General features: G+C 65.1%; 16 protein-coding genes. 3 read left to right on the top strand and 13 right to left on the bottom strand.

From position 1 onward, the window contains the following. Positions 1 to 9: 9 nt before the first annotated feature. The gene (locus N5B55_RS22600) at positions 10 to 606 is read right to left on the bottom strand and encodes a TetR/AcrR family transcriptional regulator (RefSeq protein WP_065858656.1); all 597 of its coding nucleotides are present in this window, start codon (positions 604 to 606) and stop codon (positions 10 to 12) included. An 88-nt stretch (positions 607 to 694) separates the two neighbouring features. Then, positions 695 to 1,210 (bottom strand): GNAT family N-acetyltransferase, encoded by a 516-nt coding sequence (locus N5B55_RS22595; protein ID WP_154205309.1) that lies wholly within the window; start codon positions 1,208 to 1,210, stop codon positions 695 to 697. A 162-nt stretch (positions 1,211 to 1,372) separates the two neighbouring features. Between N5B55_RS22595 and N5B55_RS22590 the strand changes: the two genes are divergently transcribed. Further along, the gene (locus tag N5B55_RS22590; protein ID WP_103519441.1) at positions 1,373 to 1,909 is read left to right on the top strand and encodes a PadR family transcriptional regulator; all 537 of its coding nucleotides are present in this window, start codon (positions 1,373 to 1,375) and stop codon (positions 1,907 to 1,909) included. A gap of 16 nt (positions 1,910 to 1,925) precedes the next feature. Here N5B55_RS22590 and N5B55_RS22585 read toward each other — a convergent pair whose 3' ends face one another. The 7 genes from N5B55_RS22585 to N5B55_RS22555 all read right to left on the bottom strand — a co-directional run bounded on the left by N5B55_RS22585 (position 1,926) and on the right by N5B55_RS22555 (position 7,993). Continuing rightward, entirely contained in the window at positions 1,926 to 2,930 is a 1,005-nt protein-coding gene (locus tag N5B55_RS22585) for an NAD(P)H-dependent flavin oxidoreductase (RefSeq protein ID WP_103518729.1), read from the bottom strand. A 48-nt stretch (positions 2,931 to 2,978) separates the two neighbouring features. Then, the gene (locus N5B55_RS22580; protein WP_304540134.1) at positions 2,979 to 3,422 is read right to left on the bottom strand and encodes a nuclear transport factor 2 family protein; all 444 of its coding nucleotides are present in this window, start codon (positions 3,420 to 3,422) and stop codon (positions 2,979 to 2,981) included. Between the two features lie 105 nt (positions 3,423 to 3,527). Further along, complete coding sequence (locus N5B55_RS22575; RefSeq protein ID WP_154205307.1) at positions 3,528 to 3,995, bottom strand: universal stress protein; 468 nt, start codon at positions 3,993 to 3,995, stop codon at positions 3,528 to 3,530. 91 nt (positions 3,996 to 4,086) lie between these two features. Beyond that, entirely contained in the window at positions 4,087 to 4,986 is a 900-nt protein-coding gene (locus N5B55_RS22570) for a LysR family transcriptional regulator (RefSeq protein ID WP_065858644.1), read from the bottom strand. Between the two features lie 26 nt (positions 4,987 to 5,012). Beyond that, positions 5,013 to 5,333 carry an AtuA-related protein gene (locus N5B55_RS22565; RefSeq protein WP_154205305.1) on the bottom strand — a complete coding sequence of 107 codons (321 nt, stop codon included), beginning with the start codon at positions 5,331 to 5,333 and terminating at the stop codon, positions 5,013 to 5,015. Position 5,334: 1 nt separating this feature from the next. Next, positions 5,335 to 6,690 carry an acyclic terpene utilization AtuA family protein gene (locus N5B55_RS22560; protein WP_304540133.1) on the bottom strand — a complete coding sequence of 452 codons (1,356 nt, stop codon included), beginning with the start codon at positions 6,688 to 6,690 and terminating at the stop codon, positions 5,335 to 5,337. Positions 6,691 to 6,694: 4 nt separating this feature from the next. Next, positions 6,695 to 7,993, bottom strand: a complete 1,299-nt coding sequence (locus N5B55_RS22555) for a CitMHS family transporter (protein ID WP_304540132.1) — start codon at positions 7,991 to 7,993, stop codon at positions 6,695 to 6,697. A gap of 194 nt (positions 7,994 to 8,187) precedes the next feature. Between N5B55_RS22555 and N5B55_RS22550 the strand changes: the two genes are divergently transcribed. Further along, positions 8,188 to 8,784, top strand: coding sequence for an RBBP9/YdeN family alpha/beta hydrolase (locus N5B55_RS22550; RefSeq protein ID WP_304540131.1), 597 nt, complete (start codon positions 8,188 to 8,190; stop codon positions 8,782 to 8,784). Here N5B55_RS22550 and N5B55_RS22545 read toward each other — a convergent pair. After that, positions 8,730 to 9,146, bottom strand: a complete 417-nt coding sequence (locus tag N5B55_RS22545) for a hypothetical protein (RefSeq protein ID WP_304540130.1) — start codon at positions 9,144 to 9,146, stop codon at positions 8,730 to 8,732. The two genes, N5B55_RS22550 and N5B55_RS22545, sit on opposite strands and share 55 nt — an antisense overlap. Between N5B55_RS22545 and N5B55_RS22540 the strand changes: the two genes are divergently transcribed. Continuing rightward, the gene (locus N5B55_RS22540) at positions 9,078 to 11,180 is read left to right on the top strand and encodes a heavy metal translocating P-type ATPase (protein ID WP_304540129.1); all 2,103 of its coding nucleotides are present in this window, start codon (positions 9,078 to 9,080) and stop codon (positions 11,178 to 11,180) included. The two genes, N5B55_RS22545 and N5B55_RS22540, sit on opposite strands and share 69 nt — an antisense overlap. A gap of 216 nt (positions 11,181 to 11,396) precedes the next feature. Here N5B55_RS22540 and cadR read toward each other — a convergent pair whose 3' ends face one another. The 3 genes from cadR to leuA all read right to left on the bottom strand — a co-directional run bounded on the left by cadR (position 11,397) and on the right by leuA (position 14,119). Next, a complete protein-coding gene (cadR, locus tag N5B55_RS22535; protein WP_304540128.1) occupies positions 11,397 to 11,873 on the bottom strand; it encodes a Cd(II)/Pb(II)-responsive transcriptional regulator in 477 nt (158 codons plus the stop codon). Between the two features lie 19 nt (positions 11,874 to 11,892). After that, entirely contained in the window at positions 11,893 to 12,279 is a 387-nt protein-coding gene (locus N5B55_RS22530) for a four-helix bundle copper-binding protein (RefSeq protein WP_009240028.1), read from the bottom strand. Between the two features lie 127 nt (positions 12,280 to 12,406). After that, positions 12,407 to 14,119 carry a 2-isopropylmalate synthase gene (gene leuA / locus N5B55_RS22525; protein WP_304540126.1) on the bottom strand — a complete coding sequence of 571 codons (1,713 nt, stop codon included), beginning with the start codon at positions 14,117 to 14,119 and terminating at the stop codon, positions 12,407 to 12,409. Positions 14,120 to 14,301: the final 182 nt, after the last annotated feature.

Below are 14,301 nucleotides of genomic sequence, written 5' to 3'. Positions count from 1 at the left end.
GAAAAAAATTCAGTCGAGTAGGCGCATCGTGCGGTCGACCAACGCAAGCATGTCGCCCTCGGGCACGCCGGTTTTCCCCAGCACGCGCATGCCTTCGACTTGGCACACAAGCAAACGCGCGAGCACCTGTTCGTCCTGCTCGGCGATCTCGCCGCTCGCCTGTCCGCGGACGATTGCGCCCGCATAGAGCTGCTGCAGGCGCCGGAACATGCGCCCCGTGCGCTCCGCGACGTCCGCGTCGCGCGCGGCCAGTTCGGTGGTCATCGCAACCGCGAGACACCCCCGCCGGCCCTCCTCGCCAACGGACAGGCGCGCATAGCGCAACAGCGAGTCGCGAATTGCGTCCCTCACGGGGCCAGGTTGCGACAGGATGTCGGCGGTCGCCTTGAGCCCGTCCGCCATGTAGAGGTCGAGCGCCGCCAGCAGCAGCGTCTTCTTGTCGCCAAATGCCTTGTAGAGACTGCCGCGCGACAAGCCAGTACCGGCCATCAAGTCGGGTAGGGACGCGCCTTCATATCCGTGGTCCCAGAAGACATCCATGGCGTCGCGCACGGCATCGCCGAGTTCGAATTCGCGGGGGCGGCCCACGCCAGCCGGGTTTGCCATTGATTCGTTTCGCAATCGATGCGGTGTTTGAAGGTGGAGTCGATTATATAGACCGACCGGTTCCGATGTCAATGCCGGGCTCGCGGTGTCAGCTGAGATCAAGGCGGAAGAAGAGCGAATTGCGGTCGGGGTAGTCGTACTTCACCGGCACCTCACTCTGCGGGATTTCCCGAAATCCATTCGCCTTGTAGAAGGCATGAGAGCGCGTTGCGAGCGATGGTGTGTCGAGCACGATAGTGACCATGCCAGACGCGCGAGCGAAGGCGATGAGGGCGCTGAACAACTTCGCTGCGCACTGCGTTTGTTTGCCTCTGTAGTCCGCCAGCACAAACAGCTTTTTCAGAATGCCGATGCCATTCGGCTTTGCCTGCAAGCCAATGGTGCCGACGACTCTGCCATCCTGCGCGAGGGCAACCCAGAATTGCCCGCCTGGCGCTAAGTAATGCGTCTCGATGTCCAAAAGGTCCGGTTGGTCCTCCAGCGAAATTCCCACGTTGAACTCAACGTTTTGCACATAGAGGATGGTGTCGATGACTTGCTGCTGTTGCGTCGCATTGAAGACCTCGACGGTGACGCTGCCGGCGTGCGCGGCTGCTTCGGACATACAGTGACTCCACGAATCTAGGTCAGGGGTGATTGCCGTTCAAAACGCCATGGCTAGACACCCATTGCATTGCCAAGAAACACCTTGAATTCGTGGGAAAAAATCTTCCACGACGCGGGTATTCTGCATTTAGAATCAACGGCTTATATAAAAAATCACATCATGTCCATCCAACACGCGCTGCTGACATCCCTGCTGGAAAAGCCCTCGTCGGGCTACGAGCTTGCCCGACGCTTTGACAAGTCGATGGGTTATTTCTGGAGCGCCACGCATCAGCAGATCTACCGCGAACTCGGTCGCATGGCCGAAGCCGGCTGGGTGAGCGTGGAGGAAGAGGAAGACAGCCGCAAGAAGACCTACACCGTGCTGCCGCCGGGCCGCGACGAACTCGCGCGCTGGGTGCTTGAGCCGACCGTGTCGTCGGACAACCGCGAAGAAGTGCTGGTGAAGCTGCGCGCTGACGCAGTGATCGGCCCGCTCGGTTTTGCTGAAGAGATGCAGCGCCTGATCGAGCAGCACCGCACGCGGCTGAATACGTTCCGCGAGATCGAACAGCGCGATTTTGCCCGGGCTGACCTCACGCGTGCGCAGCAGCTGCAGCACGCGGTGCTTCAGCGCGGCATCGTTTACGAAGAAGGCTGGCTCGCGTGGGCAGACGATGTGCTGCCGTTGCTGGAGCCAGCCTCAGTCCCTGCTTGAACCCCGGGCCTAAGCCTTAAGCCGTCGCCTTGCTGCCAGCTGGAGCGCGCAGCGCTTCGATGTTGTTCAGCCGATGGCGCGCCACTTCGAACTCCTCGGCAAAGCGCTTGACGAGTTCCGCTGCCGGCACCACACGCTTGACTGCGCCCACGCCTTGGCCGGCACCCCAGATGTCTTTCCATGCCTTGGCCTTGGCGCCGCCGCCCGAGCCGAAGTTCATCTTGCTCGGGTCCGATTCCGGCAGCGCGTCCGGGTCCAGGCCAGCGCCTTCGATGCTCTTGCGCAGGTAATTGCCGTGCACGCCAGTGAACAGGTTCGTGTAGACGATATCGCTGGCGGTGCTTTCCACGATCGCTTGCTTGTAGCCCTCGATCGCATTCGCTTCTTCGGTGGCGATGAACGCGGAGCCGACATAGGCCAGATCAGCGCCGGCTGCCAGCGCCGCCAGGATGGCGTTGCCGTTGGCGATGGCGCCCGACAGCAGCAACGGGCCATCGAACCATTCGCGAATTTCGTGGATCAGCGCAAACGGCGACGTTGTGCCCGCGTGACCGCCTGCGCCCGCCGCCACGGCGATCAGGCCATCCGCGCCTTTCTCGATCGCCTTCTTGGCGAATTTATTGTTGATGACGTCGTGCAGCACGATGCCGCCATAGCTGTGCACCGCTTGGTTCACGTCTTCACGCGCGCCCAGCGACGTGATGACGATGGGCACCTTGTACTTCACGCACAGCTCCAGGTCGTGCTCCAGGCGGTCGTTCGACTTGTGCACGATCTGGTTGACGGCAAATGGCGCCGACGGCTTGTCAGGGTGCTGCGCGTCGTATTCGGCCAGCTCCGTGGTGATGCGCTGCAGCCAGGTCTCCAGCAGCTCGGCCGGCCGCGCATTGAGCGCCGGGAACGAGCCGACCACGCCCGCCTTGCACTGCGCGATCACGAGGTCGGGGTTGGAAATGATGAACAGTGGCGAGCCCACCACGGGCACGGACAGGCGGTTTTGCAGAATCGGGGGCAGCGACATGGCAGTCTCCGTTGGAATCGTTATGGAATGAGGGACGAGGTGAGGGGGTCAGGCTTCGGCCTTGAGCAGCGCCAGCTTGTCGCCCAGCTTGGCGCCCATGGCCGCGCCGAGCGCCTGCAGGCCGCTGGCCGGACGGACCATGACTTCAAACTCGACGATCTTGCCTTCAGCGTTGAAGCGCACCATGTCGATGCCCTTGAGGGCCTTGCCGCTCACGTTGGCACTGAATTCCAGCACCACGCTGGCGCCGTCGCTGGTCACGAAGCTGCGGTGGTATTGGAAGTCTTCAAAGACGGTGTTGACGGTGCGAAGCACCAGCGTAGTCGCCGTGCGGCCCGGGTAAGGCGTGTGCGCCACGGGTGAGCGGAAGATCACTTCATCGGCGAACAGCCGGTCGAGATCGTCCATGTTGCCGCTCTCGAGCATGGCATGCCAGGCCTCGAGCGTGGCCTGCGCGGGCGCGTTCAGTGTCTGGGGAATCGGCTGCGGCATGCTGGCTCCTGGGCAAAAAGTGCAACGGATTGCATCAACGTGGAACGCAACATAGCACAGTCAACTTTTTCTATGCAACAGGTTGCATAGTGGGGATATTCGACTTCAGCCGGCTGCATGCTGAGGGTGCTGGGCGCGTACCACGACAACGGTGCGGTGCGACAGGCGCGTCGTTCGCTCGGCCACACTGCCCAGTAGGAGGCGCGCGAGCCCGTGCTTGCCTTGCGAGCCTACAACGATGGTGTCGGCCTGCCAGCGTTCGGCTTCGAGCTCGAGCGCGTTGCCGATATCGTCATCGGTGGCGTCGAGCATCAGCACGCCGGTTTCGGCGGGGGTGCCGTCGGCGTCGAACTGGCGCTGCAATTCGACTAGCGATGCGCTGGCTGTCCGGTGTGCTTCTTCCCGCAGTTTGTCGACGCTATAGATTTCGCGCGACTCAGGCATGGTAGGCGAACCGATCGCCCAGACGACCCGGACGCGGCCGTTGAAAGCGCGGGCAAGGGCGGCTGCTTCCTCGACCGCCAAGTGGGCTTCATGGGTGCCGTCGAAAGCGGCAAGAATGCGCTGATGCATGGGGCGCTCCGCAGAATCGGAATGGGATGCCTCACTGTAGCAGCGCAGGTGGGCGATGCTGCACCCCCGGATGTGCCCGGGTTGCGCGCCGTCAAACTGGCGCCGCCGCGCGCGCCGGGTGCGCCAGCAGCAAGTCCAGCAACCCTTGCGCCGCCACCGAAAGGCTGCGCCCGTCGCGCCGGATGACATACAGCGTGCGCACCAGCCCCGGCAGGGGCAGCGGTCGCACCACCAGCTCCGGCAGGCGGAACTGGAACAGCGCCAGCGCAGGAATGACGGTGATGCCCAGGTTGGCCGCCACCAGCGCCGCCGCCGTGGCCAGATGTTCGACTTCCATGCCGCTGCGCAGCTTCGTTGGATGCAGCGCCGCATCCAGGTATTGCCGGATGCTCGTGTTGCGCGCAAGGTGGATGAACGGCGTATCGACAAGATCGCCCACGGCCAGCGCCGGCTTGCGCGAAAGCGGGTGCTCCTGATGGCAGACGAGGTGGAAGTCGTCGGTGCAGAACGGCTGGGCGGCCAGGCCTGCCATGTCGGCGCCCATGGCCGCGATGGCGAAGTCCGCCGCCCCGCGCCGGACCATGTCGATGCATGAGTCCGACAGTTGATCGTGCAGCGCCAGTTGAATGCCCGGATGCTCTGCAGAGAATGTGGCCAGCACGCCAGGCAGAATCCCCGCCGCGATCGACGGCAGCGCGGCCACCGTCACGCGTCCGGTGCGTGCCGCGGCGCGATCGCGCAGCTCGGAGAACGTCGCCTCGAAATCGGCCAGCAGGCGCAGCGCCGATTCCGCAAAGGCTTCGCCCTCGGGGGTCAGTTCAACATGGCGCGTATTGCGGTCGAACAGGCGCACGCCGGCATCGGCCTCCAGGTTCTGGATCAGCGCGCTGAAGGCCGATTGCGACAAGTGGCACGTCTGTGCCGCCTGCGTGAAGTTCTTGTGCTCGCGCAGCGCGGCAAAGGCGCGGAGCTGCTTGACGGAGAGGTTCATGGCGATGCCGGGCGTGGTGCGCCAGCTTAGCCCGGAATCTCGAGCGTGAGCAGTGCGCTGGACAGCGACTTGCCATGCGCATCCAGCGCCAGCGAGCGCGTCACGCCGCCGGCCAGGGCGCCGTGGAGTACGAAGTTGAGCGCGCCAAGCTGCGGCAGCACGTAGCGTTCGACCTCGCCGCGAACGAGTTCAGCGAAATGCGCGCGCACGCGCTCGGCCGTGACGTGCTGCTCAAGCAAGGCAAATTCTTCCGCGCATTCCGGACGGAGCGCGATGACAGAGATGCATGAGATGTCGCCCTTGTCGCCGGCGCGGGTGTGGGCGAGGTCGCGTAGGGTGCGGGGCATGTCAGCTCTCCAGAATGTGCACGGCGTGCGGGGCGAGTTCAGCGGGAATCAACGTCGATGCCACGGCGATGATTTCGCGCGCGCTCTTGGTCGCCCCGCCGCCGCCCGACGGGCCGCACGTTAGCAAGGTTTCCACTTCGTTGCCGACGCGCACGGCTTCCGCCATCGATTCAGTGCGCGCAGCCACGCGCACGCGCACTTCGTACGGTTCGCCATCGATGCGGGAGAGGGCTGCGCCGTGCAGCGCATCCACGCCGATCAGCTCAAAGCGCGTTTCCGTCATCTGCACGCCGGTGAGCGCCAACCGCTCGCGCACGATGTCGAGCGCCAGCTTGCCGCGCGCCACCGCGTTGGGGCCGGCATAGCTGATCTGACCTTCGCCGATATAGCTGTCGAGATAGCCGATCGAGACCTTCAACTGGCCCGTGCGCGGTGTTCCGGTGGCCCCTTCAATGACAACGCGGTCTTTGCCGTCGGCGTGCATGCGCACGTTGGAGAAGTCCGCTACTACGTCAGGCGTGAGGTAGCGCGCCGGGTCGTGGATCTCGTACAGCAACTGCTCCTTGCACGTGGCTTCGGTGACAAGGCCGCCGGCCGTGGCGACTTTGGTGATGCGCACCGAGCCGTCTTCGCCCACCTCGCCAATCGGGAAGCCCAGACGAGCGAGTGCCGGTACGTCCTTGATGCCGGGGTCGGCAAAGTAGCCGCCGGTGATTTGTCCGGCGCATTCGAGCAGGTGCCCGGCGAGCGTGCCGCAGCCCAGGCGGTGCCAGTCGTCCATGCGCCATCCAAACGCATGGACGAGCGGCCCAAGTGCCAGCGCCGGATCGGCCACGCGCCCGGTGATGACGACGTCCGCGCCTTGCGCCAGCGCATCGACAATGCCCTGCGCGCCGAGGTACGCATTGGCCGACACCATACGTGCCTGCAGCGATGCGACTGGCGCGCCGCCATCCATCAGCGTGAAGTCGTGGCCGCGGGCCTGCAGCAGATCGAACACGTCGTCGCCCGTCACGGCCGCCACGCGCAGCTTGAGCCCCAGCTCGCGGGCGATGTCGAGTGTGCGTTCGGCCGCCGCCTGCGGGTTGGCCGCGCCCATGTTCGTGACGATGCGGATGCCGCGCGCCGCGCAGGCCGGCAGTACTGCCCGCATGCGCGCTTCGAGCAGCGGGTCGTAGCCATGCGACGGGTCTTTGCGGCGCACCTGCTGTGCGAGCGCGATGGTGCGCTCGGCCAGGCATTCGAACATCAACACGTCGATGTCGCCGTGCTCTGCGAGTTCCAGCGCCGGTTCGATGCGGTCGCCCGAATATCCGGCGCCGCCGCCGATGCGCAGTGTTTTCAACGCAGTCTTCATGCCATCACCACGGAAGCACGCCCAGCACCACGGCCACTGCGGTCATCAGTAGCGAGGCACCGAACAGGAAGGGGATCGAGAATTTCTGGTGGTCGGCCAACTCGATGCCGCACAGGCCCACCACGAGGAACGTCGCCGGTGTGAGCGGGCTGACCGGGAAGCCGGTGGTCATCTGGCCGAGCACGGCGGCCTGTGCCACATGCACCGGCGCAACGCCCAGCATCTTCGACGCTTCGGCCACGACGGGCAGTACACCGAAGTAGAACGAATCCGGATCGAACAGCAGCGACAGCGGCATCGACAGCACGCCCAGCACCACCGGGATGTGGTGCGCCATGCCGGGCGGAATGAAATCGACCGCCGTCTTCGCCATTGCCGTGAGCATGCCGGACTTGCTCATGATGCCGGTGAACACGCCTGCCGCCAGCAGGATGCTCGCCATCATCAGCGCGGCCTTGGCGTGGGCGTCCACGCGCTGGCGTTGCTGATCGACGTTCGGGTAGTTGATCATCAGCGCGGCCACCACGCCCAGCATGAACATCACCACCGGGTCCACCTTGCCGCTCACCATCACGCCCATCACCACGACGGTGAGGATGAGGTTGATCCAGAAATTGCGCGGGCGGCGCAGCGCCTGCTCTGCATCCGTCAGGGGGCGCGCGACGACCTGCGTGCCGGCGGCGTGGTTGGCCAGGCCCAGGCGCTTCTCTTCACGCTTGCCCAGCAGCCATGCGCACGCAAACACGAAAACGAGCCCGGCAATCTGCACCGGGATCAGCGGGTTGAAGATGTCCGTGACGGGCATATGCAGCGATGCGGATGCGCGGATCATCGGCCCCGTCCACGGCAGGAAGTTCACGCCACACGCCATCGACGTCACGCACGCGAGGATGCGGCGGTCCATGCCGAGGCGGTCATACAGCGGCAGCATGGCCGGAATGGTGATGAGGAACGCCACCGCGCCCGAGCCGTCCAGGTGGATCAGCAGCGCCAGCAGGGCAGAACCCACCACGATGCGCGGCGGACGGCTGCCCACGGTGCGCAGGATGCGGTCGATGATCGGGTCCAGCATGCCGGCGTCGGTCACGATGCCGAAGTACAGGATGGCGAAGATGAACATCCCCGCCACGGGCGCGACGTCCTTGATGCCGCCGATGATGAATTTGCTGGTGTTCAGCCCGAAGCCGCCTACGAGCGCGGCGATGACGGGTATGGCGATGAGCGCGACCAGCGGCGACATGCGTTTGGTCAGGATGACGACAAACAGCGCGACGATGGTCAACAGCCCGAGCAGTGCGAGCATGGTCTCCTCCGAGTGTTGGATTCGGAATCCCTGTTGGCGGGATTTATGAGCGACTGTAGAAGCGCGTCATCTGCCTGTGAAACAGAATATTTGGATGGATTGAGCGGATTTGTCGATGAGTGGCGCCGACGCCGCCCACGAAATCCCGGCAAAATGTCGCGCATCTCAACTCACCATCCGCTGCGGGAGACATCGTGAGCGCCACCCCCACCGTCTTGATCCTCCCCGGCTGGCAGAACTCTGGCCCGGAGCATTGGCAATCGCGCTGGGAACGCCTGCATGGTGACCGCCGTGTCGAACAGCGCGATTGGTTGACCCCGAAGCGTGCCGATTGGGTGGCCGCGCTCGAAGCCGCAGTCAGCGCAGCGCCCGGCGATGTCGTTTTGGTGGCGCACAGCCTGGGCTGCGTGCTGACGGCGCATTGGGCGGCCACTTCGGCGCGTGCCGTGCGGGTTCGTGGGGCCTTGCTGGTTGCTCCGCCGCAACTGGATCGCGCCGGCATGCCGCCGGAACTGGCAGACTTCCGGCCGATTCCGCAGCAGCGTTTGCCGTTTCCTGCCGTGCTCGTCTTCAGCACCGACGATCCGTTCAGCGACGCCGCCTGGAGCCACGGTCAAGCCGAAGCGTGGGGTGCGGAGCCCGTGAACCTGGGCGCGCGCGGCCATATCAACGCGGAATCGGGCCTGGGCGACTGGCCGGAAGCCCGTGCCATCGTCGCCAAGTGGATGAAAGACCCTTATCTGAAGCAGCGGTATGCGGGGCTTGACCCTGAAGTTTCTTCAGGGTTTTGAATGGAGGCATGAAACCCGATCTCGCCTCCTCCCTGCCTGTCCACGACCACGCCAAGCCGGAAGTCTCCGGCTGCGGCGGTTGCTGCGGTCATGCGCAACCGGTCGCAAGGAACGCTGCCCAACCTGCGCATGACCATGGCCACGATCATCACGATCACGATCACCACGGTCATGATCATGATCATGGCCACGCGCCGGTAGCCGCGGCCCCCTTCGATGCCCAAGCTCGCGCAGCCGCCACCGGCCGCACCGTCGTGCGCATCGAGCAAATGGATTGCCCGACCGAAGAGCGCATGATCCGCACCAAGCTGGGTAGCGCCGATGGCGTCGTCGCGCTCGATTTCAATTTGCTTGAGCGGCATCTCACTATCCACCACACCGTTGACGATGTGACGCCCTTCCTGGAAGCGCTGCGCGCCATCGGCATGGATGGCGAGGTGCTTGAACAGCGCGAGCGCCTGGCCGCAGCGTCTGCGGAGCCCACCCGCATCTCGCGCCGCACGTGGCTGCTCGGTATCGGCGGCGTAACTTCCTTCGGTGCGGAAGCCATCGCCTGGTCGCTGGGCGATCACGCCTGGCCGGTGTTGGCGTTGGCACTGGCTTCCATCGCATTGGCCGGCGGACCCACGCTGCGCAAGGGCTGGATTGCCGTGCGCGCGCTCACGTTCAACATCAACTTCCTGATGGCGGTGGCCGTCATCGGCGCGCTGCTGATCGGCAAGTGGGCCGAAGCGGCCATGGTGATCTTCCTGTTTGCTGTGGCAGAAGCGATCGAAGCACGCGCGCTGGTGCGGGCCCGCGATGCCGTGCGCGCCCTGACGGCCATCGCACCGGACACAGCAGAGTTGGCCGATGGCGCGGGCGGCTGGCGCGATGTGGCGGTCGATAGCGTTGTCGTTGGGGCGCGCCTGCGTGTGCGCACCGGCAGCCGCGTGCCGGTCGACGCGCGCATCGTGAGCGGTCGCGCGGCGCTGGACGAATCGCCCGTGACAGGCGAAAGCCTGCCGGTGGAGAAGGCCGTTGGCGACACCATCCTGGCCGGCACGATCGTCACCGACGGCGTGGTCGAGGCGCAAGCCACGGCGGTGGCTGCGGACAGCACACTGGCGCGTATTGCCGGGGCCATCCAGCAAGCGCAATCGCAGCGGGCGCCCACGCAGCGCTTTGTCGACAAGTTCTCTTCCATCTACACGCCCGCGGTGATGGTGCTGGCGTTGGCGGTTGCCGTCATCGGCCCGCTCGTCACGGCCGACGGTTGGCTGGCGTGGACGTATCGCGCGCTGGTGCTGCTGGTGATCGCGTGCCCGTGCGCGCTCGTGATCTCCACGCCGGTCACGGTCGTCAGTGGACTGGCCGCCGCCGCACGCCGTGGCATCGTCGTCAAGGGCGGGGTGTATCTGGAAAGCGGCCGGCGCCTACGCGCGCTGGCGCTGGACAAGACCGGCACGCTCACTGCCGGCCGCCCGGTGCTCGATGCGGTGATGTTGCCGGGTGGCGCCCGCCGCGCCATCGCAGCGTTGAGCGCCGCAACCGACACGACGCAATTGCATGCATTGGCAGTGGCTGCAGCGCTGGATGCCAACACCACGCACCCGATTGCCGTGGCCATTGTGCAGGCGGCCGCAGCGCACGGCGCGGTCGATGCGAACTCGGTGCAAGACCTGTCGGTGCTGCCGGGCCGTGGCGTGGCCGGCACCCTCAACGGTGTGCGCTGGCATCTGGGCAACGCGGCGCTCGTCGCAGAGCGTGGCTTCGATACCTCCGACTGGCGTGCCGCTGCGGAGTCACTGCAAGCCGAGGGCATGTCCGCCGTCACGCTCTGCGATACGAAGGGCGCCGTGGCGCTCTTTGGCGTGCGCGACCGCGAGCGCGCCGAAAGCGCCGAGGCCATCGCCGCATTGCGCGCGCTGGACGTGACGCCCGTCATGCTCACCGGCGACGACCGCCGCGCAGCACAGGCCATCGCCAAGACGGTCGGCATCGACCACGTGCACGCGCAGCAGCTGCCTGCCGACAAGCAACGCGTGGTCGGTGAACTGGCCGCCCAACACGGCTTCGTCGGCATGGTCGGCGATGGTATCAACGACGCCCCGGCGCTGGCGCGCGCCGACATCGGTTTCGCCATGGGCGCCGCCGGTACAGCCACCGCGCTGGAAGCCGCCGACGTTGCCATCATGGACGACGACCCGCGCAAGCTCGCCAGCTTCATCCGCATCAGCCGACGCACGGTGGCCGTGCTGCGCCAGAACATCGTGCTGGCGCTTGGCATCAAGACGGTGTTTCTGACGCTGGCCGTGATGGGCGACGCCACGTTGTGGATGGCGATCTTTGCCGATGTGGGCGCGAGCCTGCTGGTGGTGTTCAACGGCCTGCGGGTGATGCGCGTGCGCGCTTGAAGTGCCGACGCGCAAGGTCACTCGATCAGCCCGGTTAGACGATGGGGTCGTCAGGCGAGTAGCGCCTGCTTTCGCCGGCCAGAATCGTCCGCTCCCACGCGATCACGCCGGGGTGGCGTTTCCTATTGCGCTAGGCTGGTACCAGCGTGGAGGCCGAGTCCACCTTGATGTCGTCGGACTCGACCACCGGCGTAGCGTCCACAATCCGCACGTCGCTCAGCGATGCACGCCGCGAATATGCCGGTGCGCGTGTTCGCCCTCGCCATGTTCGTGTCTGTGGCCTTGCGGATGGGCGGCTACGGGCTCTTCGTGCAACGACTGCAGCACGCCGCACTCAGCCACGGACGCTGCCGTCGTGCAGCGTTGCCCAATCGCCTCGATCTGGCCCTTGAGATCGGTCAGCTCTGCGATACGCGCTTCAACGTGGCGCAGGTGCTCGTCCAGCAGGTTGTTGATCTCTTCGCACGAGGCCTGCGGGTTGGCCTGCAGTTCGAGCAGACGGCGGATTTCGGTGTGCGCCATGTCGAGCGACCGGCACTTCGCAATGAAGGCCAACTGCTCGACATGCTCCGGGGTGTAGACGCGATAGTTATTGGCGGCGCGCGCAGCCGGGGGCAGCAGGCCCTGCGCTTCATAGAAGCGGATGGTCTCAATGCTGATGCCCGTGCGCTGGGCGAGTTCGCCAATTTTCATACGCGTTGAAAAAAAAGAATCAGAAGACAGTCGGCTCGGCGGTGATGGCTTCGACGCCGGCGACTTTCAGGCAGGCGTCCAAGCAGGCGCGGCAGGCCGTTGCACAGGCGCTGCAGTGGCCTTGGCCGTGATGATCGCATTCTTCCGCGCATTGGGAACAGATCTCGGCGCAGTCTTCCAGAAGCAGTTCTGCAAATTCGCTGTTGCGCTCCAGGAATTTGCGCGTGAGGGCGCAATATTCGGCGCAATCCGTGCACACACCGATGCAGCGCGCCATGGCTTCGGCGTGGCCGTTCTTGCCGAATTCCGTCGCGCAGTGAGTGCAAGCGGCCTCGCATGCCTGCAGCGCCTGGATCACACTGGCAAAACGCTTGGCATTCTCTTTCGCGGTCGGACGAGTGGTCATGTCGGTTCTCCTGTGGCAGTGGATGTGCACGCTGGCGCGCTTGTGAAGGGATGAGCCCGGGCGCGGCCCGAGCCTCATCTCTTCAATTTAGCAACTCGCGCTCCACTGTGTGAGCCCGACTTGTGCGTTACACCGCTTCTGCCGCGCTCTTGCCGCTGCGCAGCAAGCCGTTACCGGCGCGTGCGATCAAACGATTGACGCCGCCCACCACGGCGCGAATCGACGCCGTTGTCAGGTTGGCATCCACGCCCACGCCGAAGACGCTGCCCGCCACGCCCGGCGCGGCCATTTCTGCAAACGCGATGGCATCGGCATTGGCACCCTGGCCGAGTGCGCGTTCCTCGTAGTGATGGACCGACACGGGCGCTGCGAGTACGTGCGACAGCGCATGCACCAGCGCATCGAGCGGCCCGTTGCCGGAGCCTTCGCAGATGTGCTCGCGGTCGGCGATATTGACCACCAGGCGAATATGCTGGCTGCCGTCATCGCGCTCGGTCAGGCGGTGCGATACGTAGCCGATCGCGCCATCGCCGCGCAGATAGGTCTGCTGGAACAACGCCCAGATGTCGGCACCGGTGGCTTCGCGGCCGCTCTGGTCGGTCAGCTGTTGCACGGTGCTGCTGAATTCCACCTGCAGGCGGCGCGGCATGGCCACGCCATAGCCGGATTCCAGCAGATAGGCGATGCCGCCCTTGCCCGACTGGCTGTTCACGCGAATGATCGAGTCATACGTGCGGCCCACGTCGGCCGGGTCGATCGGCAGGTAGGGCATTTCCCACAGCGCATCGGGCTTCTGCACCGCAAAGCCTTTCTTGATCGCATCCTGGTGCGAGCCCGAGAATGCCGTGAACACCAGATCGCCGACGTACGGATGGCGCGGATGCACCGGCAGTTGCGTGCAGTCTTCGCAGGTCCGTGCCACGTCATTGATGTGCGAGAAATCCAGCTCCGGATCCACGCCCTGCGAGTACAGGTTCAACGCAAGCGTGACGAGGTCCACGTTGCCGGTGCGCTCGCCATTGCCGAACAGGCAACCTTCCACGCGATCGGCGCCGGCCATCACGGCCAGCTCAGCGGCTGCCACGGCCGTGCCGCGGTCGTTGTGCGGGTGCACCGAGAGGATGATCGAATCGCGGCGCGCCAGGTTGCGGTGCATCCATTCGATCTGGTCGGCATAGATGTTTGGCGTGGCCATCTCCACCGTGGCAGGCAGATTGAAGATGATCTTGTGTTCGGGCGTCGGCTCCCAGACTTCGGTCACCGCGTTGCACACCTCCAGCGCGAAGTCCAGTTCGGTGCCGCTGAAGACTTCCGGGCTGTACTGATACGTCCACTGCGTCTCGGGCATCGTTTCCGCAATCTCGCGGATCAGCTTGGCGCTTTGCACCGCAATGCGCTTGACGCCTTCGCGGTCGGTGTTGAACACCGTGCGGCGGAACACCGGCGCCGTTGCGTTGTAGACGTGGATGATGGCGCGTTTGGCGCCCCGCAGGGATTCCATCGTGCGGCGGATGAGGTCTTCGCGCGCCTGCGTGAGCACTTCGATAGCCACCCCGTCGGGGATGTGTCCGCCCTCGATCAGCTCGCGCACAAAATCAAAATCGGTTTGGGAGGCGGCGGGGAAAGCGGCTTCGATTTCCTTGAAGCCGATCTGCACGAGCATCTTGAACATGCGCATCTTGCGCTCGGCGTTCATCGGCTCGAACAGGGCCTGGTTGCCATCACGCAGGTCCGTGCTCATCCAGATCGGAGCACGGGTGATGGTCTTGTTGGGCCAGGTGCGATCGGTGAGGGCGATGGCGGGGAAGGGGCGGTATTTGGTGGCGGGGTTCTTCAACATGGTGAGTGCGTCCTGCGAGATCGAGATCGGTTTCGTACAACGGGGACGGCCGCGCGGGCGGCGTCCGGGGTGGCCGGAATCGGGGTCGGGATGTGGCGGCCAGACAGCCACGGGCGCGTGGTCTGGCAACCGGTCGGTAGTCGTAGCGAAAACAGGATCGAGGCAGGCATGAGAGGCTCCAA

Origin of the sequence: Ralstonia pickettii (assembly GCF_030582395.1) — a bacterium.
Taxonomy (GTDB): Bacteria; Pseudomonadota; Gammaproteobacteria; order Burkholderiales; family Burkholderiaceae; genus Ralstonia; species Ralstonia pickettii_D.
Note: the sequence above shows the minus strand (reverse complement) of the source record. Positions and strands in the feature narration are given on the sequence as shown.

What these genes read in the sequence shown, in the direction of transcription:
- N5B55_RS22595 (WP_154205309.1), bottom strand. Translation starts at nt 1,210, where the DNA reads ATGTCCGAAGCAGCCGCGCACGCCGGCAGCGTCACCGTCGAGGTCTTC.
- N5B55_RS22540 (WP_304540129.1), top strand. Translation starts at nt 9,078, where the DNA reads ATGATCCGCACCAAGCTGGGTAGCGCCGATGGCGTCGTCGCGCTCGAT.
- N5B55_RS22585 (WP_103518729.1), bottom strand. Translation starts at nt 2,930, where the DNA reads ATGTCGCTGCCCCCGATTCTGCAAAACCGCCTGTCCGTGCCCGTGGTG.
- N5B55_RS22565 (WP_154205305.1), bottom strand. Translation starts at nt 5,333, where the DNA reads ATGCCCCGCACCCTACGCGACCTCGCCCACACCCGCGCCGGCGACAAG.
- N5B55_RS22555 (WP_304540132.1), bottom strand. Translation starts at nt 7,993, where the DNA reads ATGCTCGCACTGCTCGGGCTGTTGACCATCGTCGCGCTGTTTGTCGTC.
- N5B55_RS22590 (WP_103519441.1), top strand. Translation starts at nt 1,373, where the DNA reads ATGTCCATCCAACACGCGCTGCTGACATCCCTGCTGGAAAAGCCCTCG.
- N5B55_RS22580 (WP_304540134.1), bottom strand. Translation starts at nt 3,422, where the DNA reads ATGCCGCAGCCGATTCCCCAGACACTGAACGCGCCCGCGCAGGCCACG.
- leuA (WP_304540126.1), bottom strand. Translation starts at nt 14,119, where the DNA reads ATGTTGAAGAACCCCGCCACCAAATACCGCCCCTTCCCCGCCATCGCC.
- N5B55_RS22560 (WP_304540133.1), bottom strand. Translation starts at nt 6,690, where the DNA reads ATGAAGACTGCGTTGAAAACACTGCGCATCGGCGGCGGCGCCGGATAT.
- cadR (WP_304540128.1), bottom strand. Translation starts at nt 11,873, where the DNA reads ATGAAAATTGGCGAACTCGCCCAGCGCACGGGCATCAGCATTGAGACC.
- N5B55_RS22530 (WP_009240028.1), bottom strand. Translation starts at nt 12,279, where the DNA reads ATGACCACTCGTCCGACCGCGAAAGAGAATGCCAAGCGTTTTGCCAGT.
- N5B55_RS22575 (WP_154205307.1), bottom strand. Translation starts at nt 3,995, where the DNA reads ATGCATCAGCGCATTCTTGCCGCTTTCGACGGCACCCATGAAGCCCAC.
- N5B55_RS22600 (WP_065858656.1), bottom strand. Translation starts at nt 606, where the DNA reads ATGGCAAACCCGGCTGGCGTGGGCCGCCCCCGCGAATTCGAACTCGGC.
- N5B55_RS22545 (WP_304540130.1), bottom strand. Translation starts at nt 9,146, where the DNA reads ATGCCGCTCAAGCAAATTGAAATCGAGCGCGACGACGCCATCGGCGCT.
- N5B55_RS22570 (WP_065858644.1), bottom strand. Translation starts at nt 4,986, where the DNA reads ATGAACCTCTCCGTCAAGCAGCTCCGCGCCTTTGCCGCGCTGCGCGAG.